We start from the raw sequence: 23,412 nt of genomic DNA on the forward strand, positions 1-23,412 counted from the left end.
GGGCCGGTCTGGCCCCGTTTTTCATTTCCTTTTGCGGTTGCGCCAACGCGGCGACAGGTCCAGCGCCATCACCGCAATGCCCAGCGGAATCATCCAGAACCCCACCACGGGCAGAAACCCGACAAATCCGAACAGCATGATCACCAGCCCTACCGGCCAGCGCCAGCCCGGCGGGATGCGTTTGCGGATCCGGACAAGCCAGCGCGCGACAACACCGCGCCAACCGTCCGGCGGGCGCAGGGTTTTGCGGGGCTGCTCGGTCATTTCAGAACGTAGGGTTGCGTCATCCAGTCACGCAGCGCGGCGGTGGTCGCGGCGGGCTGTTCGAGGGTTGGCAGATGCCCTGCCCCCTCGATGATCCGCAACTGCGCATAGGGAATCAGTTCGGCCATGAAATTGTGCCGCTTGACTGGGGTCAGCCCGTCATGTTCGCCACACAGCACCAGCGCAGGCACCTTGCATTTGCGCAACGTGCCCTGTTGGTCGCCCCGTTTTTGCAGGGCGCGGGCCTGGCGCACGAACACCTCGGGCCCGAGGAACAGGCCCATATCCTGCACCAACGCAAGGATCTCGGCGCGGTACTCGGTCGGCGCGAGATAGTCGGGCTTCATGAAATCCGCCAGTACATCGCCCAGTCGCCCCGCGCGCGCACCGACGATCATCGGCTCATAAGCCGCGGCAGACTGGGGGGTTTCTGCCAAGGGGTTGGTGTCCATCAGGGCGATCCGCGTGACCCGGTCGGGCGCGCGACGCAGAATTTCCATGGCCACGATCCCGCCCATGCTCAGCCCCGCCAGCGCGAATTTATGCGGCAGCAGGTCCAGCAGACCCGAAGCGATTTCCTCGATCCGTTCCCCTTTGGTAATCGGGGCGACTGTCACGGCAAATTCCGCGGATAATTCCGCAATCTGAGGACCATAAAGCCGCGCATCGCACATCATGCCCGGCAGCAGAACCAAAGGTTCGCGCATTACTCTCTTGCCCCGTCAAAACCATTTCGTTTTGCGCACTCTCGCACAGAGCGGGCCAAGGTCAACACCGCCCGTGCCCCGGCTGGCCATTATTCGCCATATCCCAGCCAACGAAACGCGCCTGCCTCGGAAAGGGGCGAAAACGGATTATGCGCGATTTCCCAGACATGCCCGTCAGGATCGGCGAAATAACCGTGGAACCCGCCCCAGAACACCTCTTGCGCAGGCTTCAGAATACGCCCACCCGCCGCCTCGGCCCCCGCCAGAAGCGGGGCCACCTCGTCAGGGCTGCGCAGGTTGTGGGCCAGCGTGATCCCCGAGAACCCGCCGATCGACTCGACAGGCACGCCCAGATCCTCGGCCAGTGCCGTCCTTGGATAAAGGCCCAGTGTCTGGCCGATCAGGTCAAAGGCAATCACCCCATCGGGGCTGTCGACCCGTGTCCATCCAAGGGTCTCGTAGAAACGGGCGGACCGTTCCATGTCGGTCACGCCAAGGGTAATCAGGCTGATCCGCTGCTCCATTTCACATGAACCTCTTACTCTAAGCCATTGATCCAGTTTACGAATGCAGAAACCGTTTCGACATTAGCCGACGGCGACAGAACATCCCCCGCAATCACGTGGTCATATGGATCATCCCCCGCCGCCACTGTGACCTCTTTGATCACCGCCGGACCGCCCCAGACGTTGGCGATTCGGTCGGTTGCGCTGTGATCTACAACTTGGTCGGTCGGCGCATACCAAAACAGCGCCGGCACCGTGGCCTGCTGGTATGGCAAAGCGGCAGCATGTTTCACAAGAGCCGCCATCTGGAACAGGGCCTCGGTTGGATAGCTGGTCGTCCAATATGTGCCGTGCAGGTCGTTCTGCGGTGTCCAACTGCGGGTTGTGCCGGCCACCATCGGCACCCAGTGTCGCGCCGCCGGCAGGGTCAGCACCGCCGACGCCGGATCTCCCAGTGCGAAATTCGGCGAGATCAGGATCAGCCCCGCCACATCCTGCATAAGCTGTGGTTGCAACGCCGCCTCGGCTGCAACGGTGGCCCCGGTCGAGGTGGCCATGATCACGACCTCGTCGCCGATCAATCGCGCCACGGCCAGCGCCTCGGCCAGGTCGGTCATCCAGGCTTTCGCGCTGCCCTCGACCATGGCCGCGCCGCCCCGTCCATGGCCCGCAAGGCGTGTATAGACAAGGTTGGCGCCAATCTCCGCCGCCACCAGATCGGGCACGGGGCGGATTTCCTCGGACGTGGCGGAAAAACCGTGCACATAGACAATCACCTTGTCGGTGCGCGCGCCTTCGTCACCGGCCCAGATGATGCGTTTTTCGGTGCCGGGCGTGATGTCGTCAAACCGCGCTTCCTGCGTTGCCAGATACCCCGCGGGATCATCCCCGATCACCGCAGGATCGAAATCGGGGATCACCGAGATTGTTTCATACGGCCCGAAAATCCACATTGCCCCGATCACACCGCACAACAGCAGAAGCAACCGCCCGAGAAACCTGCCAAAACTCCGCATCCCGCGCCCCTAGCCCCGTGCCAGCACTTTTTCGAGCGACTTCTCGATCAGGGTCAGGCATTCGTCATCCGAGAACCTGTGATCCGCCCCTTTGACCAGCGTCAGGCGCATATCCGGCCCCTCGGCATGGTCCAGCAGGCGGATCGCGGTCTCGGTGGTGACCGCCGTGTCCTCGGTGCCCTGCAGGAACCGCACCGGAAACGGCATGTGCAGGGGCGCGCGCAGCACCAGATGCTGGCGCCCGTCCTCGATCATGCGCTTGGTGATGATGTAGGGTTCCATGTAATCGCTGGGCAGTTCCACGTGGCCGACATCTTCCAGCGCCTGTTTCTGGGCATCCGTGAAAGACGCCCAATAGCCGTCCTCGGTGAAATCGGGTGCGGCGGCAATCGTTACCATGCCTGCAATCCGCTCGGGGATGGCACGCGCCAGAAGCAACGCCTGCCAGCCACCCATGGACGACCCGACAACAATCAGCGGCCCCGCGGTCAGCGCCTCGACCGCGGCCAGCGTGTCCTGATGCCAGTCGCCGATACAACCCTCTTCGAACTGGCCCGAGCTTTCGCCATGGCCGGAATAATCGAACCGCAGGAACGCCTGCCCCCGCGCCTTGGCCCATTGCTCTAGGTGGATGGCCTTGGTGCCTTCCATGTCGGATTTTAGCCCGCCAAGGAACACGACAGTGGGTTGGGCAGTGCCACTTTTATGATAGGCGATGCGGCGGCCTTGGGGGCTGTCGAAAAACTGGGTGATGCTCATGTCGTCCTCATCTGTCTTTGTTTCGACACTAGCGCCGCCGTCGCGCGCTGGAAAGGCCGCTTGACTTGTTCCCGTCAAAGGCGCAAAACCGCCGCGAACCATATACCCGCAACCGGGCGTTCCGTGGGCGCCAAACTGACGAGGAGCTTGAGGCTGATGGCCGATATTTCCCTGACTTTTCCCGATGGCAATGCACGCAACTATGCGGCAGGTATCACCCCTGCCGAAGTAGCCTCTTCCATCTCAACCTCGCTTGGCAAGAAGGCGATCTCTGCAACCGTGAACGGGCAGCACTGGGACCTGCAATGGCCGATCGAGACGGATTCCTCGATTGCCATCAACACGCTCAAGGACAATGACGCCGAGGCGCTGGAACTGATCCGGCACGATTGCGCGCACATCATGGCGCGCGCGGTGCAGGAAATCTGGCCCGACGTCAAAGTGACCATCGGCCCGGTGATCGAGCACGGCTGGTATTACGACTTTGACCGCGAAGAGCCCTTCACCCCCGAAGATCTGGGCGCGATCGAAAAGAAGATGAAGGAAATCATCAACCGTCGCGACCCCGTCACCACCGAGGTGTGGGAGCGCGACCGTGCGATCAAGTTCTACGAGGCCAACAACGAACCCTATAAAGTCGAGCTGATCGACGCCATCCCCGGCGACGAGCCGCTGCGCATGTACTGGCACGGCCACTGGCAGGATCTCTGCCGCGGCCCGCACCTGCAACACACCGGACAGGTGCCTGCGGATGCGTTCAAACTGATGCATGTGGCGGGCGCCTATTGGCGCGGCGACAGCGACCGCGCGATGCTGCAACGGATCTACGGCGTCGCCTTCAAGAACAAGGAAGACCTCAAGGCCCACCTGCATATGCTGGAAGAGGCCGAAAAACGCGACCACCGAAAACTGGGCCGCGAGATGGACCTGTATCACCTGCAACCCGAAGCGCCGGGCCAGATCTTCTGGCACCCGAACGGCTGGACCATCTACACGATGCTGCAGGATTACATGCGCCGCGCCCAGAAACGCGGCGGCTATGTCGAGGTGAACACCCCGCAGGTGGTGGATCGCAAACTGTGGGAAGCCTCGGGTCACTGGGACAAATACCAGGAAAACATGTTCATCGTCGAAGTTGACGAAGAGCACGCGCGCGAGAAATCGATCAATGCGCTGAAGCCGATGAACTGCCCCTGCCACGTGGAAATCTTCAAACAGGGCCTGAAATCCTATCGTGACCTGCCCTTGCGCATGGCCGAGTTCGGGTCATGTGCGCGGTATGAACCGTCGGGTGCACTGCATGGCATCATGCGGGTCCGTGGTTTTGTGCAGGATGACGCGCATATCTTCTCGACCGAAGAACAGATCGGTGAAGAATGCGCCGAGTTCATCCGCTTCCTGTCGGCGGTCTACAAGGATCTCGGCTTTGAAGAGTTCCGCGTCCTGTTCTCGGACCGCCCCGAAAAACGCTCGGGCAGTGACGAGGTCTGGGACAAGGCCGAAAGCGCCCTTCTCGAAGCCACCCGCGCCGCCGGTGTCGAACCCGAGATGAACCCGGGCGAAGGGGCGTTCTATGGTCCCAAGCTTGAATTCAGCCTGACCGACGCGATTGGCCGCGTCTGGCAATGCGGCACGTTCCAGGTGGATTTCGTGCTGCCCGAACGTCTGGACGCCACTTACATCGGCGCCGACGGCGAGAAACACCGCCCCGTCATGCTGCACCGGGCCTGCCTGGGGTCGTTCGAGCGCTTTATCGGCATCCTGATAGAAGAGCATTCGGGGAAGCTGCCGTTCTGGCTGGCGCCGCGTCAGGTCGTGGTTGCGTCGATCGTGTCCGAGGCCGACGACTATGTCTATGAGGTTGTCAAAGCACTGCAAGCGGCCGGGGTCCGCGCCGAAGCCGACGTTCGCAACGAAAAGATCAACTACAAGGTGCGCGAACACTCGGTCGGCAAGGTGCCGGTCATCCTGGCCATCGGCAAGAAAGAAGTCGAAGAGCGCACGGTGTCGACTCGGCGTCTGGGCGAAAAGCAAAGCAAAGTACAGAGCTTGGACGAAATCGTGAGCCAACTCGCGAAGGAAGCAACGCCACCTGACCTTGCGTAACTTTCTTTGCAACAATCCAGCGGGCGCGCCACGGGAAACCGGGCGCGCCCGGTTCATTTTGGAAATATTTCAGGGGTTCCAGCACTGGAATCTTCACGAAACCGTCACGTGGACTGACGGCGGCGTGATACACGCCCCCGTGATTGGTCAGTGACGCCCCGGCGGATTTACGGTTGAAGCAAGCCGCCCGAAACGGTGGCCCGAAATTCACAAACCGACCTAAGGGAAGAGAAAACCATGTCGAAAACCGTAAAAACCCTCGCCGTTGCCAGTGCCGTTGCCGCAGCCCTGACCGCCACCACTCACACCGCTGCCCACGCCGCAGAGAAAGAAAAATGCTATGGCGTGTCGATGGCCGGCAAGAATGATTGCGCCGCCGGCCCCGGCACCACCTGCGCGGGCTCGTCTACCGTGGACTACCAAGGTAATGCATGGACGCTCGTCGACAAGGGCACCTGCATGGACATCGAACTGCCCGCACAGGCCGACGGCACCGCGCGCAAGGGGTCGCTGGAAGCGCTCGAGCGTGACCTGCCCGCATAATCCCATCACAGCTTTCCGTCCCCGCCTTTCGGCGCGGGGCGGAAATTCCCAAAGTTTCAACGCGATGTGCTAGACTTGGACCAAGCCCGACCACCGTCGGCGCCATGCCCCGGACCATTCAGCAAAAAGGATCTCTTATGTCACACCCCGTAAAGACCCTCACCATCGCCGGCGCCGTTCTGGCCGCCGTTGCCTCGCAGCCCACCCCAGCCAAGGCCGCCCAGCAGGAAAAATGCTATGGCATTGCCAAGGCCGGAGAAAACCACTGCGCCGCCGGTCCCGGCACCACCTGCGCCGGATCGTCCAGTGTCGATTATCAGGGCAACGCCTGGACACTGGTCGACAAGGGCACCTGCCTTGAGATCGAGCTGCCCGAAACGGCCGATGGCACCCCGCGCAAACCGTCTCTGGAAGCGCTCGACCGCGATCTGCCCTCCTGACCCTGCGCCCCCGATACCTGACGAAAGCCCGCGCCCATGTTTGATGCAAATCCCCGCTTTCCTGACCTCCCGAATGCGCCCGGGGTTGGCTACAAACCGCAGCATTTCCAGAACATCATGGACGATGCCGGGTCCGTGCAATGGCTGGAAATCCATGCCGAGAACTATATGGGCGCGGGTGGACGACCCCACGCGCAGATGCGCCTTTTGGCCGAGCGCTTCGCCATCTCGGTGCATGGCGTGGGTCTGTCCATCGGTGGCGAAGGCCCTCTGGACCCCGAACATCTTGCCCGCCTGAAACACCTGTGCGACTGGCTTCAACCCACTGTATTTTCGGAACATCTTGCGTGGTCCAGCCACGATAGCGCCTTTTTGAACGATCTGTTGCCGCTACCCTATACCGCCGACACCCTGACCCGCGTCGCCAGCCATATTGACCAGTTGCAGAACACGATCGGGCGGCAGATGATGCTGGAAAATCCGTCCAGCTATCTCGCCTTTTCCGAAAGCACATGGTTCGAGCCGGACTTCCTGCGCGAAGTCGCAAACCGCACCGGCTGTGGTCTGCTGCTGGACGTGAACAACGTGTTCGTGTCGGCCACCAATCTGAACTATGATCCGCGCGACTACATCGCCGCCTACCCGCTTGAGAAGGTAGGAGAAATCCACCTCGGCGGGCATGACGAGGACGAGGACGAACACGGCGCGCCGCTTTTGATCGACAGCCATGGCAAAGCTGTGGTTGATCCGGTCTGGGCGCTACTGGATCACACGCTGGCGCTTTCCGGCCCGCGCCCTATCCTGATTGAATGGGACAATGATGTGCCGGGTTGGCCCGAACTGAACGCCGAGGCCGCGCGTGCCGCCGCCGCCCTTGCAAAGGTACCGGCATGACTGTCACGCAAAGCGTATTCCGCAAGGCTCTTCTGGATGCGGCGCAACCGGCCCCTGATGGGCTGACCGATGCCACGGGACACGCGGCGGGCAAACGGTTTGACGTCTATCGCAATAATGTTGCGGTGTCGCTGGGCGAAGCACTGGAAACCGCCTTTCCAGTGATTGCCAAACTTCTGGGCGATGAGAATTTCAAGGGGATTGCCGCCATTTTCCTCCGCCAGCACCCGCCGGAAAATCCGATGATGATGCATTACGGCGCCCGCTTTCCCGCCTTTCTGCGGGATTTTGCCCCGCTGTCCCATCTTGCCTATCTGGGCGATGTGGCCGAGGTCGAACAGGCCCTGCGCCGGTCCTACCACGCTGCCGACAGCACACCGCTGGCCCCCGAGGCCCTTGGCAGCTTTGCCGAGGATCAGCTGGAACATGTCAAACTGACCCTCGCGCCCAGCACCGAAGTGCTGCGCTCTTCCTGGCCGATCTATGACATCTGGGCGTTCAACATGATCGAAGGGGCACCCAAACCGCGCCCCGAGGCGCAGGATATCCTGATCACACGGGAAGATTTCGACCCCGCACCCCATCTTCTGCCCGCGGGCGGCGCTGCTTTCCTGTTGGCCCTGAAGGCCGGCTTGCCCCTCGGCCAAGCCGCCGCACAGGCCACGGAAAAGACCGGGGATTTCGATCTCGGACCCTGTCTTGCCTTACTGCTGTCCACCCAGGCGCTGACCAGCGCAACACTTTAGGAACTGCCATGACTGCCTTGATTTCCCTTCACAATTCCGCATTCGCACGCACGGACAAGGCCGAATGGCTATTGCCAAGCCTTGCCCGGCTGGTGTTTGTGGCGGTGTTTCTGGTCTATTACTGGAATTCGGCCACGCTCAAGATTGACGGGTCGATTTTCACGCCCTCTGCCGGGGCCTTCGGACAGATTTTTCCCAAAGCCGCCGAGGCCGTACTTTATGACGTATCGCAGATGAACATCCTGCAACGCCTCGTGGTCTTTGCAGGCACGGTGGCGGAATTCGTGCTGCCCTTCCTGATCCTGATCGGACTGCTGACTCGGCTGTCCGCGTTGGCGATGATTGGCTTTGTTGTCGTGCAGACGGTGGTGGACGTGGCCGGTCACGGGGTCAAGCTTGGCGGGCTGTTTGACAATGCGGTGACCCTGCTCGACGAACGGTTGCTCTGGGTGTTCCTGTTCGCTGTGATCGCGCTCAAAGGGGCTGGCCCCCTGTCACTCGACCGGCTGTTCCGCCTGACCTGAGCCTAGAAATGCGCCTTGGGTTCGTCTGGTTTGCCGGCGGCAATCGCGAGAATCCCGCCGAGCGCGGCAAAGCTGATCGGGAACATGGTGAACACGTTGAAATTAAAGGCTGCGTACATGCCCGCAGCCGACACCAGCAACAGGATCCCGCCCCACAGCGCCCGTGCCCGCGCCATCGCGCCCCCGGCAATTGCCAGCATCGGCGCGAGCAACGCCCCGGCCCGCACGAGTTCGACATTTTCAACCTGGCCAAAGACCTGACCCACCTCGTCATAGCGGGCGATCACCTCGGTATAGCCCCAGCTGAAAAAGCCGACCAACATCCCCACCAATCCGGCGATGATCCCAAGAACAAGTGCAGCGTTACGCATGACGGCTCCTTTTTTTAGCGTGAAGGCGACATATGCAGTCGCTCCCGCTTATCCAAGGGCTGACTGTACGTCGCGGGTCCAACCGAGGAATAATTCCCCGTCACGCTCGATCAGCGGTCGCTTCATTAGCGTCGGGTGTTCCGCCAGCAGATCAAGCGCAGGGCGGGCACGTTCCGCCTCGTCCAAACCACGCCATGTGGTGGACCGCGTATTCACCAATGCGGCGCCAAATTCATCATATGCCTTTTGCAGAATTTCGGCCGGCACCCCGTCGGCGCGCACATCGACAAGTTCAATATTTTCAAGCGCTTTCAATGCCTTGCGGCACGTATCGCAGTTCTTTAGACCGTAAAGTTTCATCTTGTCACTTCTTCCTTTTCGCGAATGTGATCGGGATTCGCGATTTTTCGCATGGCTTTTGCTTGCTTTTTACATAAACCGTGCAACCCTTTCATCCAGCATTTGTTTCCCAGGGCCGCCATACACGCGCGGCGCACCGGATCAGGTGCGCCGTGACGTGCAGTTCCGCATCACGGGAAGTAAGACATAGGAAGGAGACACGGGATGCCCAGCGGCACCGTAAAATGGTTCAACACCACCAAAGGCTACGGCTTTATCGCACCTGATGACGGCGGCAAGGACGTATTTGTCCACATTTCGGCCGTCGAACGCTCTGGCATGACCGGCTTGGCCGACAACCAGAAAATCGAGTTTGAATTGTCCGAAGGACGGGACGGGCGCCAGATGGCCACCGACCTCAAAGCCCTGTAAGGCAGGCGGGGCGCGGTTCGCGCCCCTTCCCCACTCAGCTACACCCCTTGACACCTGCCGGACACGACGGCGCTGCTTTGCTATGGCCTGCGGGGTTGCTGTAGCTCGCATTTGGTGTGCCGCAGCAGATTACGCCGCCAAGCGTGATGGGCTGCAAACCTTGTGGGCAATAGTTTGCCGCAGCCGGATAGGCCTGGAAAACGACCCCCTCGGGCTGGTTAACGGGGCCGATCTTGGGGGCGTTACTGCTCCAGGTCTGGGCCATCGCCGGCGCCGCCGAGAGAGAGAGCACGGCGCAAAGTTTCAGAAATTTGGACATTGGGAATCCTTCCCATTTTCAGGACAAAAACCATTGGTAATGTCCTGAAACTACGTGCTTTGTCCCGTAGCTGTCAATTTCCACACTGCGGACGCATTGTTTCCGGTTCGGAAACGATCAGGCAATCATCTCCTGGAACTCGCGCCATTCGCGCGCACTCATCCCGCTGGACGCGGCGGTGACCTCTTCGCCTTTCAGCATCAGGCGCAGCGCCTCGACCATTTGCGCCGACAGGGTGACGGCGCCCATCCGGTAATCCTCGAACGCCTTGTAGGCCGCAGGCACCCAATCCGCCACGACCTGACAGATCGCATCGGCATAGACGCGGATTTCGTATTGGGCATGCGCATCGGCGCGCAGGCGCAGGAAGTGCAGCAGGTTGTGCAGATCCACCTTCCAGTACCATTGGGTATAGATATTCGCGGGCAGGTTCATGCGGGCCAGTTCACGCGCAAGGCCGATGCCGTCTTCGTCGATCATCGCCTGGTAATTCTCGTAACACCGCGCCGAATCCGCCTTGAGCAGTTCCAGCACCCGCGCTGTGTCGTCTGCGCTCAGCAGCTCACCCCGTCCCTGGTTGTTCACGACCGACTGCGCGTTGATGTGTTCGGGCGCAGGGATATAGAATTCGCGATCAAGGATCGAGTAGCGGGCGGAATATTCATTCACGTTGGCGGTACGGTGGCGGATCCACTGGCGCGCCACGAAGACCGGCAGTTTCACGTGCAGCTTGATTTCGCACATCTCGAACGGGGTCGAATGCCAATGGCGCATCAGGTAACGGATCAGGCCTTCGTCATTCTGGACTGATTTCGTGCCCTTGCCATACGACACCCGCGCCGCCTGACAGATCGCGGCATCGTCACCCATATAGTCGATTACGCGCACAAAGCCGTGGTCCAGCACCGGGATCGCCTTGTAGAGATGTTTCTCCATCCCTTCACTGACCACGCGCAGGGTCTGGTTGGGCGCGGCGCGGAGTTCGTCGATTTCGGCCTGTTGTTCCGGTGTCAGCGACATAGAGGCGATTCCTTCGGATTTCTTCTGACTTTTGCCGCACTATATCTTGTGATCCGTCTGCAATGGAACACATGAATTTGGCGTTCTTGTCGCAACACCTGCGTGCCTGATCCGGCACACGCCCACGGAACGCGTTGACTTTTGGGCGGGGCTGGTCGATTCTGTGTCAAATGACCCGGAGAACCGGGCACAGCAGTATTGAGGCATTAGTATGATCCGCGCTTTCCTGTGCATGGCCGCAATGGCCAGCCTGACCGCTTGTGGCGGCAGCAATCCGTTTGCCGAAACCCCGGAAGACGATGGCACGGGCACAGTCCCCGAGGCCATCGCGGGCAACCTCAAATCCCTGAGCTATGACGCCTCGGCGCAGACGGTGACCGCGCAAATCTGGGCGCTGGACTCTACCCCGGTAGAAGTCGTCTATCAGCGCAACGCCGCCAAGGATATCGGCGATTACGAAGCCTATAGCGTGCAGGAAGACAGCCTTGACCGGTTCTTTGTTGCCGTCGTCGGCGAAAGCCAGGACGGTTCCGTTCAGGCCGGACTTGCCGGGGATGGCGGACAGTTCAACCGCGTGCTGCAAGGTGCCTTCTATCAGCGTAATGGCAATTTCGATGCCCCGCCCATCGGCACCGGCCCCGCAGCCGGTCAGGTGTCCTATGCCGGGGATTACGCGGGCATCCTGAACGGCGGCACGACACCGGCAGGCGCACCTGCGGTGGATGACTCGATCCTGCCCGGCGAACCCCTGCTGGTCAGCGGGCAAATCCTGATCAATGCCAACTTTGCCGACATGGCGGTGAATGGCGGCATTTACAACCGACAGATCGTGCTGAACACGCCCTTTGCCCTGCAAGACCTGTCGCTGATCGTGACCGATATCGAGGCCGATGGCAGCTTTGTCGGCGACGTCGAAACCCACGGCGAAGTGGAACAGGATCGCGGCGATTATGGCGGCGTCTTCGGCGGGACGGATTCGGCCGCGGTCGCGGGCGCGCTCTTTGCGGAAAACCACGAGGAAAACCTCGACAACGAACAGGAATACGGCTTCTTCGTGCTGACGCAATGTGGCCTCGCAGGTGACGCCGCGCTTTGCGACAATGCTGCGCCGTAAGTTTCTTGGCTGTGCACTCGGGCTGTGTGCCGGTGTCGCATCGGCGCAGCCCCAGACCGAGACGCGGCTGACCGGGCTGACACAGGCACAGGCGCATCAGGCGCTGTCCTATGCGCTGACCCACAACAAAGCCAACGCCGCCTACCAACTGGCCATGGGGCTGTTGCAACATGATCCAACCGATCCGGCGGCGCATTACGGGCTGGCCATGGTGTTTGCCGGCATGGGCGACCCCGAGGCGGCCCGCAAGGCCTCGCGCGCGGCCTTCCGCTATGCCCGCAGTGATCTGCAAAGCTATTCCGCCGCCAATCTGAGCGCCAGCCTGGCCATGCGCGATGAGCGCTATACGCAAGCGCAATACTGGCTGCGCCGCGCCTATACCAACGCCGCGACACAGGACCAGCAAGAAGCAATGGCAAAGGCGTTCAAGCAGGTACGGGCGCGCAACCCTCTGAAATTCAACCTGTCCGGGTCAATCAGCCCGTCATCTAACGTCAATAACGGTTCCTTGTCGCGCTTCATGATCATCGACGGCGTACCGGTGGTGGGGGTGAATGTCGGCGACGCGCTGGCGCTTTCGGGGATCGAGGCGATGCTGAACGCCGCGATCAGCTATCGCCTGTCCCAGACTGAAGCCAGCGAAACCCGCGCAGTGGCGCGCCTGTTCACCCGGCAGGTCACCCTGTCGAGCGAAGCCAAGAGCATCGCGCCCACGGCGAAAGGGTCGGATTACGCGTTTACCGTGCTTGAAGGGGGGGTGCGCCATGCCTTTCGCTTGAAACCCAAGGGGCCTGTCTGGTCGCTGGGCGGGATCGCGGGGCGCACGTGGTACGGGGGCGATCCGCTTTACGACCAGATGCGGCTGGAAGGCGGCTGGGGCTGGAGCCCGCAGCCAGGCAACCGCCTGTCCTTCAAGGCTGTGAACGAATGGCGCCGCCCCGATAATGGCAGTGGGCAGGATATCTTTACCAGCATCGGCGCCAGCTATGCGCACACGCTGGCCAGCGGCAATCGGATCTCGACCGCGTTTACCCTGAACCAGACCGATGATGCCAACCCGGTGTTTTCCTCACGCGGGGCGATTGCGCAGATCGGCTATAGCTTCAAGGATGCCTTCGGGCCGGTCCGTCTGAGCACCTCGCTCAAGATGGGGGTCAGTGACTATCCCGATTACCGTGTCGGCTTTATCAGCGTGCCCGGCGGGCGCAAGGATACCTCGGTGGCCGGTGAGGTCGAACTGATGTTCCACAAGATGCATTACGCGGGCTTCGCGCCGACCATGACCTTCCGCGCGCTGCGCACCGAGTCGAATGTCAGCCGCTTTGATACGGAACAGCTGTCCCTGACTTTCGGCATCCGTTCGGCTTTTTGAGGCGCGCGGCGCTCGACAATTCCGGCCAGCCCTCTAATCTGTCAGCAAATCGCGTGTCGAAGGGAAAAACGATGCATCTGAAATATCTGCACACCATGGTGCGTGTGGCCGATCTTGAAAAATCCATGGCGTTTTATGAACTGCTGGGCCTCAAGGAAACACGCCGCTGGGACAATGAACAGGGTCGGTTCTCGCTGATCTTCATGGCGCCCGAAGGACAGGAAGAATGCCCGGTCGAGTTGACCTATAACTGGGACGGGGACGAAGGGTTGCCCAGCGATTCCCGCCATTTCGGGCATCTCGCCTACGAGGTCGGCAATATCTACGAGGTCTGCCAGCACCTGATGGACAACGGGGTCACGATCAACCGCCCGCCCCGCGACGGGCGCATGGCTTTTGTGCGGTCGCCCGACAATATCTCGATCGAGCTTTTGCAACAGGGCGAGGCGCTGGCCCCGGCCGAACCTTGGGCCAGCATGGAAAACACCGGGCACTGGTGATGTGGCGCGCGGCCGTTGCGGCCATGATCGCGACAGCCGCCGTGACAGAAGCCGAAGCCGCCTGCCGGCAGGCACTGGCCCTTGGGCTGGATGTGTCGGGGTCGGTTGATGCGGGCGAATACCGGCTGCAGCTTGACGGGCTGGCCAATGCTCTGGAGTCGCCCGAGGTGCGCGAGATCCTTCTCGGGGCGCCGGACTGGCCCGTGCGCATTGCTGTTTATGAATGGAGCGGCCCACGCAATTTCAATCGCCGGCTTTTGGTCGACTGGCAGGACATCCACACCGAAACCGACCTTTCCCACGTGACGACGCGGCTGCGCGATACCCAAAGGCGCCCGGCTGATCCCTCGACCGCACTTGGGGCAGCGATGGCTTTTGGCCTGTCCCTGCTGGAGCAGCAAAGTGAGTGCCCGAAACGCACGCTGGATATTTCGGGTGATGGCAAGTCGAACACCGGACCGCGTCCCAGGGACATTCCCCTGCCCGACTGGATCACCATCAACGGGCTTGTGGTGGTCCCCAGAGACCAGGGCCAGACCCCCGACGCGGCGGAACTGACCGCCTATTACACTGCCAACGTGCTGCATGGGGTGGACGCCTTTGTCGAGGCCGCTGACGGGTTCAAGGATTATGAGCGTGCGATGCGGCGCAAGCTGTTGCGGGAACTGCAGGGTCTGAACCTGTCACAGTTTTTCAGAAACGGGCACCCACACTTGTGAACCTGAACCGGGCGCCGTGACCCGGGTGCCCGCCGCGCCCTAATAGATGTAGCGGATCTGATCCGTCCAATACCGTTCGACCCGTTTCAGGGCAAAGGTGATCGTGTCGATGCCTTCACAGCTCAGCACGCCCTTGCTCTGCAACCCTTCGGCGTGGCGTTCGAACAAGGCGTTCACGATATCGCGAATCTCGCGCCCGCGCTGTGTCAGGCGCACCCGCACCGACCGGCGGTCAATCTCGCACCGCTGGTGGTGCATATAGCCCATTTCGACCAGCTTTTTCAGATTGTAGCTGACATTGCTGCCTTGATAGTAACCGCGCGATTTCAACTCGCCCGCCGTTACCTCGTTATCGCCGATATTGAACAAGAGCAGCGCCTGCACCGCGTTGATGTCCAGAATACCGACCCGTTCGAATTCGTCCTTGATGACGTCCAGCAAAAGACGATGCAAGCGTTCGACCAACGCCAGCGAATCCAGATACCCGGTCATGAACCCCTTGTCCGAGGTCGCCCCAACTGGCGCGTGCATACTCATATTCGTCTCCGACACTCTTTGCTTTGATCGGAAACTGACGGGAAAAACCCAAGAATCGGTTAAGTGGGTCGCAGGTGTCTAAAATGCGAGTAATTACGCGCGGTTGAAGGTCAGCGAAATGTCATGCACCAATGCGCGGAATTTCTCGGGGGTTTCCACCTGTCCGGTCACCCATTGGTAAAGATCCTGATCGTTTTCATAAAGCAGCGCGTCATAGAGATCGAGCGTCGCCTCGTCCATCTGTTCCAGATTGTCCTGACAAAACTGTTGCAGGATCAGGTCCATTTCGCGAATGCCGCGATATTTCGACCGCATCCAGATACGCTTGAGACGGTTTTCGCGGGTTTCACTCATGCGGGGTGCCTTCATTCACTTTCTGGCGCAGACGTTTTTCCAGCCGTGCCAGATGGTCCAGGTTGCTTTTCATCTGGATGCGGATACCGCGGATTTCCCGCAGAAGTCCAGACAGGTCGGCGTCGTCTTCGGTGGTCTGATCGGGATCTGTGTTCAGCCCTTCGCCCTCGCCCATGAGCAGCCACACCACCGACACGTTCAAAAGGCCGGCCATCATCTGCAGCTTGTTGGCACGGGGTTCGCTGAAATCATCTTCCCAGCTGCGCACGGTGGACAGTTTCACCCCAAGACGTTTGGCAAACTGGCGCTTGGTCATGCCTGCCTTCTGGCGCGCGGCGGCCAGCCGGTCGCCAAAGGTGGCGACATCTTCGCCGTACCAATTCTCTTGCGTGTCTTCGGCGTCGAAATCCTGGGCCATGCGGTGTCCTTTCCTGCCTTCGCGCTTGAATGGGCGTTGCGGGCAACCTAAGACATGACGGCATTAAATTCAAACGAGGCCCGCCATGACTTTCCTGTCCGCGACACTTTCCCGCGTCAAACCTTCGCCCACCATCGCCGTGACCACCAAAGCGGCCGAGCTGAAGGCGGCAGGGCGCGACGTGATCGGCCTCGGCGCGGGCGAACCCGATTTCGACACGCCCCAGAACATCAAGGACGCGGCCGTCGCCGCCATCACGGCGGGCAAGACCAAATACACTCCTGTAGACGGTATCCCAGAGCTGAAACAGGCGATTTGCGCCAAACTGAAACGTGACAACGGTCTGGACTATGCGCCGAACCAGATCAGCGTCGGCACCGGCGGCAAGCAGATCCTGTATAACGCCCTGATGGCCACCCTGAACCCCGGCGACGAGGTGGTGATCCCTGCCCCTTATTGGGTCAGCTACCCCGATATGGTGCTTTTGGCCGGGGGGGAACCGGTGATCGCGCCCGCCACGCTTGAGAACAATTTCAAATTGACGCCCGACCAGCTTGAGGCGGCGATTACGGCGAAAACCAAGTGGCTGATCTTCAACTCTCCGTCGAACCCGACCGGCGCAGGCTATAGCCGGGACGAGTTGAAGGCGCTGACCGATGTTCTGATGCGGCATCCCCATGTCTGGGTCATGACCGACGACATGTATGAACACCTGGCCTATGACGATTTCACCTTCTGCACCCCGGCCGAGGTTGAACCCGCCCTTTACGAACGCACCCTGACCTGCAACGGCGTCAGCAAGGCCTATGCCATGACCGGCTGGCGTATTGGATATGCGGCGGGACCGGTTGAACTGATTGCCGCCATGCGCAAGATTCAGTCACAATCGACCTCGAACCCCTGCTCGGTGTCGCAATGGGCGGCGGTCGAGGCGCTGAACGGACCGCAGGACTACCTGCCCGAGAACAACGTGATCTTCCAGCGCCGCCGCGACCTTGTCGTGTCGATGCTGTCCGCGATCGACGGCATCACCTGCCCGGTGCCGGAAGGGGCGTTCTACGTCTATCCCTCCATCGCGGGCCTGATCGGCAAGACCACCCCGGCGGGCACCGTGATCGACAGTGACGAGGCCTTTGCCACCGCCCTTCTGGAAGAAGCGGACGTCGCGGTGGTGTTCGGCGCGGCATTCGGGCTTTCGCCAAACTTCCGCGTCAGCTACGCTACCTCGGACGAGGCGCTGAAAACGGCCTGTGGCCGGATTCAGGATTTCTGCGCTGCGCTGACGTAAGGGGACTGCATGTCGACCGATCTGCCCGAGTATTATTTCCGTGTCCGCGAAAACGGGGCGCTGGTCTATCGCGTGGATACAGAAAACCGCCAGCGCCGCATCGACATGGACCAGATCGCCGTTGTGAACATTCGCAACGGCGAGATCAAACCCCATGGCGACCGCATCCTGTCGGACAAGGATCTGGACGTGATCCGCGAGTGGATGACGGAACGGCAGGAATTGCTGGCCTATCGCGATATTGACGACATCCTGCGCGCGGTCGACCACATGAATCTGACCGCGCAATGGGCGCAATCCCGCGCGACCGAGGAACAGCTTGAAGAGGTCACCGACGCGCTGCTGCTGGCCATGCATGACCTGCGTTCGGTTCTGGTGCGCAAAAAGGCGGACCGCCTGATGAAAGACAGCAAGATCAAGGCGGGCTGACCCCCGCCCTGACCTGTTGGGTCTCAGACCATCGGCGTCATCAGTTCGACTTCTTCACCATTCCGCACGGCAGTATAGAAACAGCTGCGCCGGTTGGTGTGACAGGCCGGACCGGTCTGGTTCACGGTCACGAGAATGCAGTCGCGGTCACAATCCACGCGGAAATCCACCAGCGCCTGCACATGCCCCGAGCTTTCCCCCTTGACCCAGAACGACTGGCGCGAGCGCGACCAGTAGGTTACCTTGCCGGTGTCCAGCGTGCGTTGCACGGCCTCGGCGTTCATCCAGGCCATCATCAGGATCTCGCCGGTTTCGGCATCCTGCGCAATGGCCGGGATCAGGCCCGCATCGTTATAGGTGAGGGTCGCCGGGTCAAATGACATGTCAGAATTCCTTTGCATCTTGGGCTGTGCCCTCTATCTAGGAAAGACGTGGCAAAGGAAATATCGGATGTCCGAAAACGATCTTATCAAGCTGTATTCAGGGCGTATTCTGGCGCTGGCCGCAGAGATTCCGCACACCACGCGCCTGTCGGATCCGGATGCCACGGTCAAGAAACGCTCGCCTCTGTGCGGATCGACTGTGACCGTGGACGTCGATGTGAAAGACGGACGAATCGTGGATTTCGGACAGGACGTCAAAGCCTGCGCTCTTGGGCAGGCGGCGGCCTCGGTTGTGGGGGGCCATGTGATCGGGCGCACCCGCGCCGAGTTAGAGGCCGCGCGCGATGCGCTGAAGGCCATGTTGAAGCAGGATGGCCCGACACCGCCCGCCCCGTTTGAGGAACTGGAAGTTTTGCGCCCTGCCCGCGACTACAAGAACCGGCATGCATCTATCATGCTGGCGCTCGACGCAACGGTCGAGGCGCTGGAACAGGCGGAACAGGCCGACTGCGCCTGACCCCCCTCGTTTTTGAGCATCACACAAAAAAACCGCCGCACTGCTGGCAGGCAGGCGGCGGGCAAGGTGTGCATGATGATGTGGGACCCGGAGGCGTTTCTTCGAAGGGGGATGAGGCAGTCCCTTCCAAGACCGTAAGACAGGCAGTGTCAGTCGCGTAGCATCAAATTGGGGACAGGATGCGTGAAAAGCGCCGGCACCATCATGCGGGCAGAAACTCAGGCAAAGACAGGCAGATGCAGGACAACCACCATCATCACGATCAGAGACACAGCGCCAATCGCATCCTGAACCAGTGTGTCGCGGGAATTGCGAAGAACGGATTTGATTTGCTGTACCATCAGGTGTCTCCTGCTCGAAACGTCTTTGTTGCTACTTTGTTCTCATATCTTTAACGGTCTGTAAAGAACTTTATGAGAACATTTGCGAACAAAGTGGAACGCAGGCTGTTAACCCACTGATATCAAACGAATGGCTTGGTCCTGCTCCATCAGCCACAACAGAACACGCGCCGCCCGTCCCCGTGCGGTTTCCAACGACGGGTCGTCATTGAGCAGTTTTCTGGCGTCGCTCTGGGCCACCGCCATCAGCGCCGTCTGCGATTCGAGGTCTGCAATCCGGAAACGCGGCACACCGGATTGGGCCGTGCCGATCAGGTCACCCGTGCCCCGCATTTCCAGATCGGTCTCGGCAATGCGGAACCCGTCCTCGGTTTCGCGCAGGGTGGTCAGGCGTTTTTCGCCGTTCTCGCTCAGCGGGGCCTGATACATCAACAGACAGGTCGACGCCTGATCGCCCCGCCCCACCCGGCCGCGCAGCTGGTGCAGCTGGGCCAGACCAAAAATCTCGGCCCGTTCGATCACCATGATCGTGGCATTGGGCACGTCCACACCGACCTCGATCACCGTGGTCGCGACCAAAACACTGGTGTCACCGCGCTGGAACGCCGCCATTGCCGCGTCTTTTTCGGCCGGCGGCATCTGGCCATGCACCAATCCCACCACCCCTTCGCCAAGGGCCGCGCGCAGGTGTTTGAACCGCTCTTCCGCGGCGGTCAGGTCGACGCTTTCGCTTTCATCCACAAGCGGACAGACCCAATAGGCCTGTTTGCCCTCGGACACGGCCTTGCGCAGGTGCTCGACCACCTCTTGCATACGGGCGGTCGAAATCAGCGCGGTCTTGATCGGTTGGCGCCCCGGCGGTTTCTCGTCAAGGATCGAGACATCCATATCCCCATACTGCGCCAGCGCCAGCGAGCGCGGGATCGGCGTCGCCGTCATCACCAGCACATCGACCCCCGCGCCTTTCTTGCCCAGCTCCAGCCTTTGGCGCACGCCGAACCGGTGCTGTTCGTCAATGATTGCCAACCGCAGATCGGCAAAATGCACATCGGGCTGAAACACGGCATGGGTACCCACAAGAATGTGGATATCGCCCCGCGCCAGCGCATCAAGCTTGGCCTTGCGCTCTTTCCCCTTGTCACGCCCGGTCAGCAGTTCCAGCACCACACCGGCGCTTTCGGCCAAGGGGCGCAACCCGGCAAGATGTTGACGGGCCAAGATCTCGGTCGGGGCCATCATCACCCCCTGCCCGCCAGCCTCGACCGCGACCAGCAGCGACATGAACGCGACCAGCGTTTTGCCCGCGCCCACATCGCCCTGCAACAACCTGTTCATCCGCAGCGGTTTGGCCATGTCGCGCGTCACATCGGCAATCGCGCGCCCCTGCGCATCAGTCGGGGTATAAGGCAGCGCCGACAACACCTTGCGCTGCAACGCACCGGTGGCCTCGCTGATGATGCCCTTGGCCCGCTGCAGTTTTGACCGCGCCAGCGCAAGCGTGACCTGATGGGCAAAAAATTCGTCATAGGCCAGCCGTTCGCGCGCCGGGGCCGTCGCCGCCAGATCAGCCAACTGCGTCGGGGTGTGCGCCTTGGCCATGGCGGCGTGCCAGTCGGGCCATTTGGCCTGCGATTTCTGGCTCGGGTCAATCCATTCCTCAAGCACGGGCAGTTTTTCAAGCGCCGCGCGCGTGGCCTTGTGCATCGTCTTCAGCGTCACCCCCGCCGTCAGCGGATAGACCGGTTCAAACGCCGGGATCTCGGCAGCTTCGGCCTCGGTCACGATGTGGTCGGGATGCACCATCTGGGGCACACCGTCGAACAGTTCGACCTTGCCCGACACGATCCGGCGTTCGCCTTCGGGCAGCACTTTCTTGAGGTAATCGCCCCGCGCATGGAAGAATACCAACTGAAACGCCGTGCGTGAATCCTCGACCGTGACGCGATAGGCACCGCCACGATTGCGTGCAGGCCGGTGCGCGCCGATCAACACTTCGACCGTCACGGTATTGGGCAGTTCCGCATCCAGAACCGAACTACGCCTTTGTCGGTCGACGCCGGAATATGGCAGCGAAAACAATAGGTCACGCGGCCTTTGAATGTCAATCTGGGCAAGATTTTGTGCCACTTTCGGGCCCACCCCCGCCAGCGTGGTGATGTCGGCAAAAAGCGGAAACAGGAGTTCCGGCCGCCCGGTCATAGCCCCTCGATCAACGCCAGCCAGGCGTCCTCGTCAATGGTTTCCACTCCCAGTTCCGCCGCCTTCTTGGCCTTCGAGCCCGCCCCCGGCCCCGCCACCAGTAGATCGGTCTTGCCAGACACCGACCCTGAAACCTTGGCCCCGAGCGATTCCGCCCGCGCCTTGGCCTCGGCCCGTGTCATCTTTTCCAGCGTACCGGTAAAGACCACCGTTTTTCCAGCCACGGGGCTTTCGGCAGCGGGGGCTTCGGGCGGGATGATCGTCAGTTTTTCCACCAGCCGGTCAAAGGCTGCGCGCTCATCTTCATTGGCAAAGGCGTCCGAGAGCGACAGGCCAAGTGTCGCGCCGATCCCGTCCACCCCGATGAGATCCTGCCACGCCGCCATCGCCGCGTCAGAGACGTCACACTCGGCCATCGCTGCGGCGCGGGTTTCGGCAATGCGCGCACGGCGGCCTTCCTCCGCCGCCTTCTGGCGTTCCGCGTCCTCGGCCATATCGGCCGCGCGATGGGCCAGTGCCGCCGGACGGGCCTCATCGACCGAGGTCGCCATGGCCTCCCATGTCTGGAAATGTAGCGCCAGATCCCGCGCGCCGACCTCCCCCACATGGCGGATGCCCAACCCGAAGATGAGCCGCGCCAAAGCGATTTCACGCTTGTCCGCGATGGCGCGGAACAGGTTGTTGGCCGAGGTTTCCCCCCAGCCCTCGCGGTTCTTCAACTGTTGCAATCCCGAACCGTACCTGTCCTCGAGATCGAAGATATCGGCGGGCTGGCGAATCCATCCGTCGCCATAGAACTGTTCGACCTGTTTCGCGCCCAAGCCTTCAATGTCAAATGCCTTGCGCGACACGAAATGTTTCAACTTTTCAATGGCCTGCGCGGGGCAAATCATACCACCGGTACAGCGGCGCACCGCGTCGCCCTCTTCGCGCACCGCGTCGGATCCGCATTCCGGACACACGGTCGGAAAAGCATAAGGCACCGCATCACCGGGGCGCTTGGAAAGGTCCACATCGGCCACTTTCGGGATCACGTCGCCCGCCCGATAGACCTGCACCCAGTCGCCCACGCGGATGTCCTTGCCCCCGCGGATCGACGCCCCCTTGCTGTCGCGCCCCTCGATGTAATCTTCGTTGTGCAAGGTCGCGTTCGACACGACCACGCCACCCACCGTCACCGGTGTCAGCCGCGCCACAGGGCTCAGCGCGCCGGTGCGTCCGACTTGGATGTCGATCCCTTCAAGCCGGGTCCAGGCCAGTTCCGCCGGGAACTTATGCGCTACGGCCCAGCGGGGCGTTGTGGCCCGGAACCCCAGACGCGCCTGAAGATCCAGCCGGTTCACCTTGTAAACCACCCCGTCGATGTCATAGCCCAAGGTCGCGCGTTGGGATTCAATGCTACGATAATGGGCGATCAGGGCCTCGGGTCCTTCGCAGGCGCGCGTGAGGTCATTCACCACGAACCCGAAACTGGCCAGACGCTGGATCGCGTCCCATTGGGTGTCGGCCAAAGGCGCGCTGAGCGCGCCCCAGGCATAAGCGAAAAAGCGCAAGGGCCGGTCCCGCGTGATCGCGGGATCCAGCTGGCGCAGGCTGCCCGCCGCGGCATTGCGCGGGTTGGCAAATTTCGACAGGGTGCGTTTGCCCGCCTGTTCCCGCGCTTCGTTTTCCCGTGCAATTCGGTCGTTCAGCGCCTCGAAATCGGCATGGCTCATATAGACCTCGCCGCGCACCTCGAGAATCTCTGGCGCATCCGCGATCTCTTGCGGGATGTCCCCGATGGTGCGGGCATTTTCGGTGACGTTTTCGCCGGTGGTCCCGTCTCCGCGTGTTGCCGCGTATTTCAGAACGCCCTTCTCATAGCGCAGCGACAGGCTCAGCCCGTCGATCTTGGGCTCGGCGGTATAGGTCAGGTCATCGTCCCGCCCGAAGCCAAGATACTTGCGAATCCGGTCGTCAAAATCCGTGACGTCCTCGTCGGCAAAGGCATTGCCAAGCGACAGCATCGGGATCGCATGGGTGATCTTGCCAAAGCCCTCAGACGGGGCGGCACCCACCTGATCCGAGGGGCTGTCGGCGCGTTTCAGGTCAGGAAAGGCAGCCTCTATCGCCGCATTGCGCCGTTTCAGCGCATCAAATTCGGCATCCGACATGACCGGCGCATCGGCCGTATGATAGGCGGTGTTGGCCTCGTCCAAGATCTGCGCGAGCCGCTCCAGTTCCTGTTGCGCCTCGGCCTTGGTCAGTTTGGAAAT

Annotated in this window: 30 protein-coding genes; 14 read left to right on the plus strand and 16 right to left on the minus strand. The window is 61.2% G+C overall.

Going from position 1 to position 23,412, the window contains the following annotated elements; all coding sequences use genetic code 11:
* Window positions 1–21: 21 nt before the first annotated feature.
* The 5 genes from WNE31_RS04285 to WNE31_RS04305 form a co-directional block, all read right to left on the minus strand.
* Window positions 22–264 carry a hypothetical protein gene (locus tag WNE31_RS04285; RefSeq protein WP_349978467.1) on the minus strand — a complete coding sequence of 81 codons (243 nt, stop codon included), beginning with the start codon at window positions 262–264 and terminating at the stop codon, window positions 22–24.
* Window positions 261–971: an alpha/beta hydrolase family protein gene (locus WNE31_RS04290; protein WP_349978468.1), complete on the minus strand. Its 711-nt coding sequence runs from the start codon at window positions 969–971 to the stop codon at window positions 261–263. Before WNE31_RS04290 ends, WNE31_RS04285 begins: the two co-directional genes overlap by 4 nt.
* Before the next feature lie 89 nt (window positions 972–1,060).
* Window positions 1,061–1,495 carry a VOC family protein gene (locus WNE31_RS04295; RefSeq protein ID WP_349978469.1) on the minus strand — a complete coding sequence of 145 codons (435 nt, stop codon included), beginning with the start codon at window positions 1,493–1,495 and terminating at the stop codon, window positions 1,061–1,063.
* A 14-nt stretch (window positions 1,496–1,509) separates the two neighbouring features.
* On the minus strand, window positions 1,510–2,493 hold the full coding sequence (locus WNE31_RS04300; protein WP_349978470.1) for an alpha/beta hydrolase: 984 nt from the start codon (window positions 2,491–2,493) through the stop codon (window positions 1,510–1,512).
* Between the two features lie 9 nt (window positions 2,494–2,502).
* The gene (locus WNE31_RS04305) at window positions 2,503–3,252 is read right to left on the minus strand and encodes an alpha/beta fold hydrolase (RefSeq protein ID WP_349978471.1); all 750 of its coding nucleotides are present in this window, start codon (window positions 3,250–3,252) and stop codon (window positions 2,503–2,505) included.
* Window positions 3,253–3,408: 156 nt separating this feature from the next.
* Between WNE31_RS04305 and thrS the strand changes: the two genes are divergently transcribed.
* The 6 genes from thrS to WNE31_RS04335 all read left to right on the plus strand — a co-directional run bounded on the left by thrS (window position 3,409) and on the right by WNE31_RS04335 (window position 8,505).
* Window positions 3,409–5,358: a threonine--tRNA ligase gene (gene thrS, locus WNE31_RS04310; RefSeq protein WP_349978472.1), complete on the plus strand. Its 1,950-nt coding sequence runs from the start codon at window positions 3,409–3,411 to the stop codon at window positions 5,356–5,358.
* A gap of 237 nt (window positions 5,359–5,595) precedes the next feature.
* A complete protein-coding gene (locus WNE31_RS04315) occupies window positions 5,596–5,901 on the plus strand; it encodes a BufA1 family periplasmic bufferin-type metallophore (protein WP_349978473.1) in 306 nt (101 codons plus the stop codon).
* Window positions 5,902–6,038: 137 nt separating this feature from the next.
* Complete coding sequence (locus WNE31_RS04320) at window positions 6,039–6,341, plus strand: BufA1 family periplasmic bufferin-type metallophore (RefSeq protein ID WP_349978474.1); 303 nt, start codon at window positions 6,039–6,041, stop codon at window positions 6,339–6,341.
* Window positions 6,342–6,377: 36 nt separating this feature from the next.
* Window positions 6,378–7,235, plus strand: coding sequence for an MNIO family bufferin maturase (gene bufB / locus WNE31_RS04325; protein ID WP_349978475.1), 858 nt, complete (start codon window positions 6,378–6,380; stop codon window positions 7,233–7,235).
* On the plus strand, window positions 7,232–7,981 hold the full coding sequence (locus tag WNE31_RS04330) for a DNA-binding domain-containing protein (RefSeq protein WP_349978476.1): 750 nt from the start codon (window positions 7,232–7,234) through the stop codon (window positions 7,979–7,981). Before bufB ends, WNE31_RS04330 begins: the two co-directional genes overlap by 4 nt.
* A gap of 8 nt (window positions 7,982–7,989) precedes the next feature.
* A complete protein-coding gene (locus WNE31_RS04335) occupies window positions 7,990–8,505 on the plus strand; it encodes a DoxX family protein (RefSeq protein WP_349978477.1) in 516 nt (171 codons plus the stop codon).
* Window positions 8,506–8,507: 2 nt separating this feature from the next.
* Here the strand turns inward: WNE31_RS04335 and WNE31_RS04340 are convergent, their stop codons facing one another.
* On the minus strand, window positions 8,508–8,876 hold the full coding sequence (locus WNE31_RS04340) for a hypothetical protein (RefSeq protein ID WP_349978478.1): 369 nt from the start codon (window positions 8,874–8,876) through the stop codon (window positions 8,508–8,510).
* Between the two features lie 48 nt (window positions 8,877–8,924).
* Complete coding sequence (locus WNE31_RS04345; protein ID WP_349978479.1) at window positions 8,925–9,236, minus strand: ArsC/Spx/MgsR family protein; 312 nt, start codon at window positions 9,234–9,236, stop codon at window positions 8,925–8,927.
* A 204-nt stretch (window positions 9,237–9,440) separates the two neighbouring features.
* Between WNE31_RS04345 and WNE31_RS04350 the strand changes: the two genes are divergently transcribed.
* Window positions 9,441–9,647, plus strand: coding sequence for a cold-shock protein (locus WNE31_RS04350; RefSeq protein WP_349978480.1), 207 nt, complete (start codon window positions 9,441–9,443; stop codon window positions 9,645–9,647).
* Between the two features lie 34 nt (window positions 9,648–9,681).
* On the opposite strand, the gene WNE31_RS04355 is transcribed toward WNE31_RS04350, so the two are convergent.
* Together WNE31_RS04355 and thyX are read right to left on the minus strand one after the other, a co-directional pair.
* Window positions 9,682–9,966 carry a hypothetical protein gene (locus WNE31_RS04355; protein WP_349978481.1) on the minus strand — a complete coding sequence of 95 codons (285 nt, stop codon included), beginning with the start codon at window positions 9,964–9,966 and terminating at the stop codon, window positions 9,682–9,684.
* A gap of 117 nt (window positions 9,967–10,083) precedes the next feature.
* The gene (gene thyX, locus WNE31_RS04360) at window positions 10,084–10,986 is read right to left on the minus strand and encodes an FAD-dependent thymidylate synthase (RefSeq protein ID WP_349978482.1); all 903 of its coding nucleotides are present in this window, start codon (window positions 10,984–10,986) and stop codon (window positions 10,084–10,086) included.
* Between the two features lie 211 nt (window positions 10,987–11,197).
* Between thyX and WNE31_RS04365 the strand changes: the two genes are divergently transcribed.
* The 4 genes from WNE31_RS04365 (at window position 11,198) to WNE31_RS04380 (ending at window position 14,691) form a co-directional block, all read left to right on the plus strand.
* Window positions 11,198–12,100: a thymidylate synthase gene (locus WNE31_RS04365; protein WP_349978483.1), complete on the plus strand. Its 903-nt coding sequence runs from the start codon at window positions 11,198–11,200 to the stop codon at window positions 12,098–12,100.
* Window positions 12,066–13,472, plus strand: a complete 1,407-nt coding sequence (locus WNE31_RS04370; RefSeq protein ID WP_349978484.1) for a hypothetical protein — start codon at window positions 12,066–12,068, stop codon at window positions 13,470–13,472. Before WNE31_RS04365 ends, WNE31_RS04370 begins: the two co-directional genes overlap by 35 nt.
* Window positions 13,473–13,543: 71 nt before the next feature.
* Window positions 13,544–13,972 (plus strand): VOC family protein, encoded by a 429-nt coding sequence (locus WNE31_RS04375; RefSeq protein WP_349978485.1) that lies wholly within the window; start codon window positions 13,544–13,546, stop codon window positions 13,970–13,972.
* Window positions 13,972–14,691: a DUF1194 domain-containing protein gene (locus tag WNE31_RS04380; protein ID WP_349978486.1), complete on the plus strand. Its 720-nt coding sequence runs from the start codon at window positions 13,972–13,974 to the stop codon at window positions 14,689–14,691. The genes WNE31_RS04375 and WNE31_RS04380 overlap by 1 nt, the downstream gene beginning before the upstream one ends.
* 39 nt (window positions 14,692–14,730) lie before the next feature.
* Here the strand turns inward: WNE31_RS04380 and WNE31_RS04385 are convergent, their stop codons facing one another.
* The 3 genes from WNE31_RS04385 to WNE31_RS04395 form a co-directional block, all read right to left on the minus strand.
* Window positions 14,731–15,228 (minus strand): MarR family winged helix-turn-helix transcriptional regulator, encoded by a 498-nt coding sequence (locus WNE31_RS04385; protein WP_349978487.1) that lies wholly within the window; start codon window positions 15,226–15,228, stop codon window positions 14,731–14,733.
* A 93-nt stretch (window positions 15,229–15,321) separates the two neighbouring features.
* A complete protein-coding gene (locus WNE31_RS04390; RefSeq protein ID WP_349978488.1) occupies window positions 15,322–15,582 on the minus strand; it encodes a succinate dehydrogenase assembly factor 2 in 261 nt (86 codons plus the stop codon).
* Window positions 15,575–16,000, minus strand: coding sequence for a helix-turn-helix domain-containing protein (locus WNE31_RS04395; protein ID WP_349978489.1), 426 nt, complete (start codon window positions 15,998–16,000; stop codon window positions 15,575–15,577). The genes WNE31_RS04390 and WNE31_RS04395 overlap by 8 nt, the downstream gene beginning before the upstream one ends.
* Before the next feature lie 85 nt (window positions 16,001–16,085).
* On the opposite strand from WNE31_RS04395, the gene WNE31_RS04400 reads away from it, so the two are divergent.
* Together WNE31_RS04400 and WNE31_RS04405 are read left to right on the plus strand one after the other, a co-directional pair.
* Window positions 16,086–17,288, plus strand: coding sequence for a pyridoxal phosphate-dependent aminotransferase (locus WNE31_RS04400; protein ID WP_349978490.1), 1,203 nt, complete (start codon window positions 16,086–16,088; stop codon window positions 17,286–17,288).
* Between the two features lie 9 nt (window positions 17,289–17,297).
* Window positions 17,298–17,717 (plus strand): hypothetical protein, encoded by a 420-nt coding sequence (locus WNE31_RS04405; RefSeq protein WP_349978491.1) that lies wholly within the window; start codon window positions 17,298–17,300, stop codon window positions 17,715–17,717.
* A gap of 23 nt (window positions 17,718–17,740) precedes the next feature.
* On the opposite strand, the gene hisI is transcribed toward WNE31_RS04405, so the two are convergent.
* A complete protein-coding gene (gene hisI, locus WNE31_RS04410) occupies window positions 17,741–18,100 on the minus strand; it encodes a phosphoribosyl-AMP cyclohydrolase (RefSeq protein ID WP_349978492.1) in 360 nt (119 codons plus the stop codon).
* Window positions 18,101–18,167: 67 nt separating this feature from the next.
* On the opposite strand from hisI, the gene WNE31_RS04415 reads away from it, so the two are divergent.
* Window positions 18,168–18,617 carry an iron-sulfur cluster assembly scaffold protein gene (locus WNE31_RS04415; RefSeq protein WP_349978493.1) on the plus strand — a complete coding sequence of 150 codons (450 nt, stop codon included), beginning with the start codon at window positions 18,168–18,170 and terminating at the stop codon, window positions 18,615–18,617.
* A 218-nt stretch (window positions 18,618–18,835) separates the two neighbouring features.
* Here the strand turns inward: WNE31_RS04415 and WNE31_RS04420 are convergent, their stop codons facing one another.
* From WNE31_RS04420 to ligA, 3 genes are all read right to left on the minus strand, one after another.
* Window positions 18,836–18,958: a hypothetical protein gene (locus tag WNE31_RS04420; protein WP_349978494.1), complete on the minus strand. Its 123-nt coding sequence runs from the start codon at window positions 18,956–18,958 to the stop codon at window positions 18,836–18,838.
* Between the two features lie 108 nt (window positions 18,959–19,066).
* On the minus strand, window positions 19,067–21,157 hold the full coding sequence (recG, locus tag WNE31_RS04425) for an ATP-dependent DNA helicase RecG (protein WP_349978495.1): 2,091 nt from the start codon (window positions 21,155–21,157) through the stop codon (window positions 19,067–19,069).
* Window positions 21,154–23,403, minus strand: a complete 2,250-nt coding sequence (gene ligA, locus WNE31_RS04430) for an NAD-dependent DNA ligase LigA (RefSeq protein ID WP_349978903.1) — start codon at window positions 23,401–23,403, stop codon at window positions 21,154–21,156. The genes recG and ligA overlap by 4 nt, the downstream gene beginning before the upstream one ends.
* Between the last annotated feature and the right edge of the window lie 9 nt (window positions 23,404–23,412).

The sequence above is a fragment of the Shimia fortis genome, from assembly GCF_040225985.1.
Classification (GTDB): Bacteria; Pseudomonadota; Alphaproteobacteria; order Rhodobacterales; family Rhodobacteraceae; genus Shimia.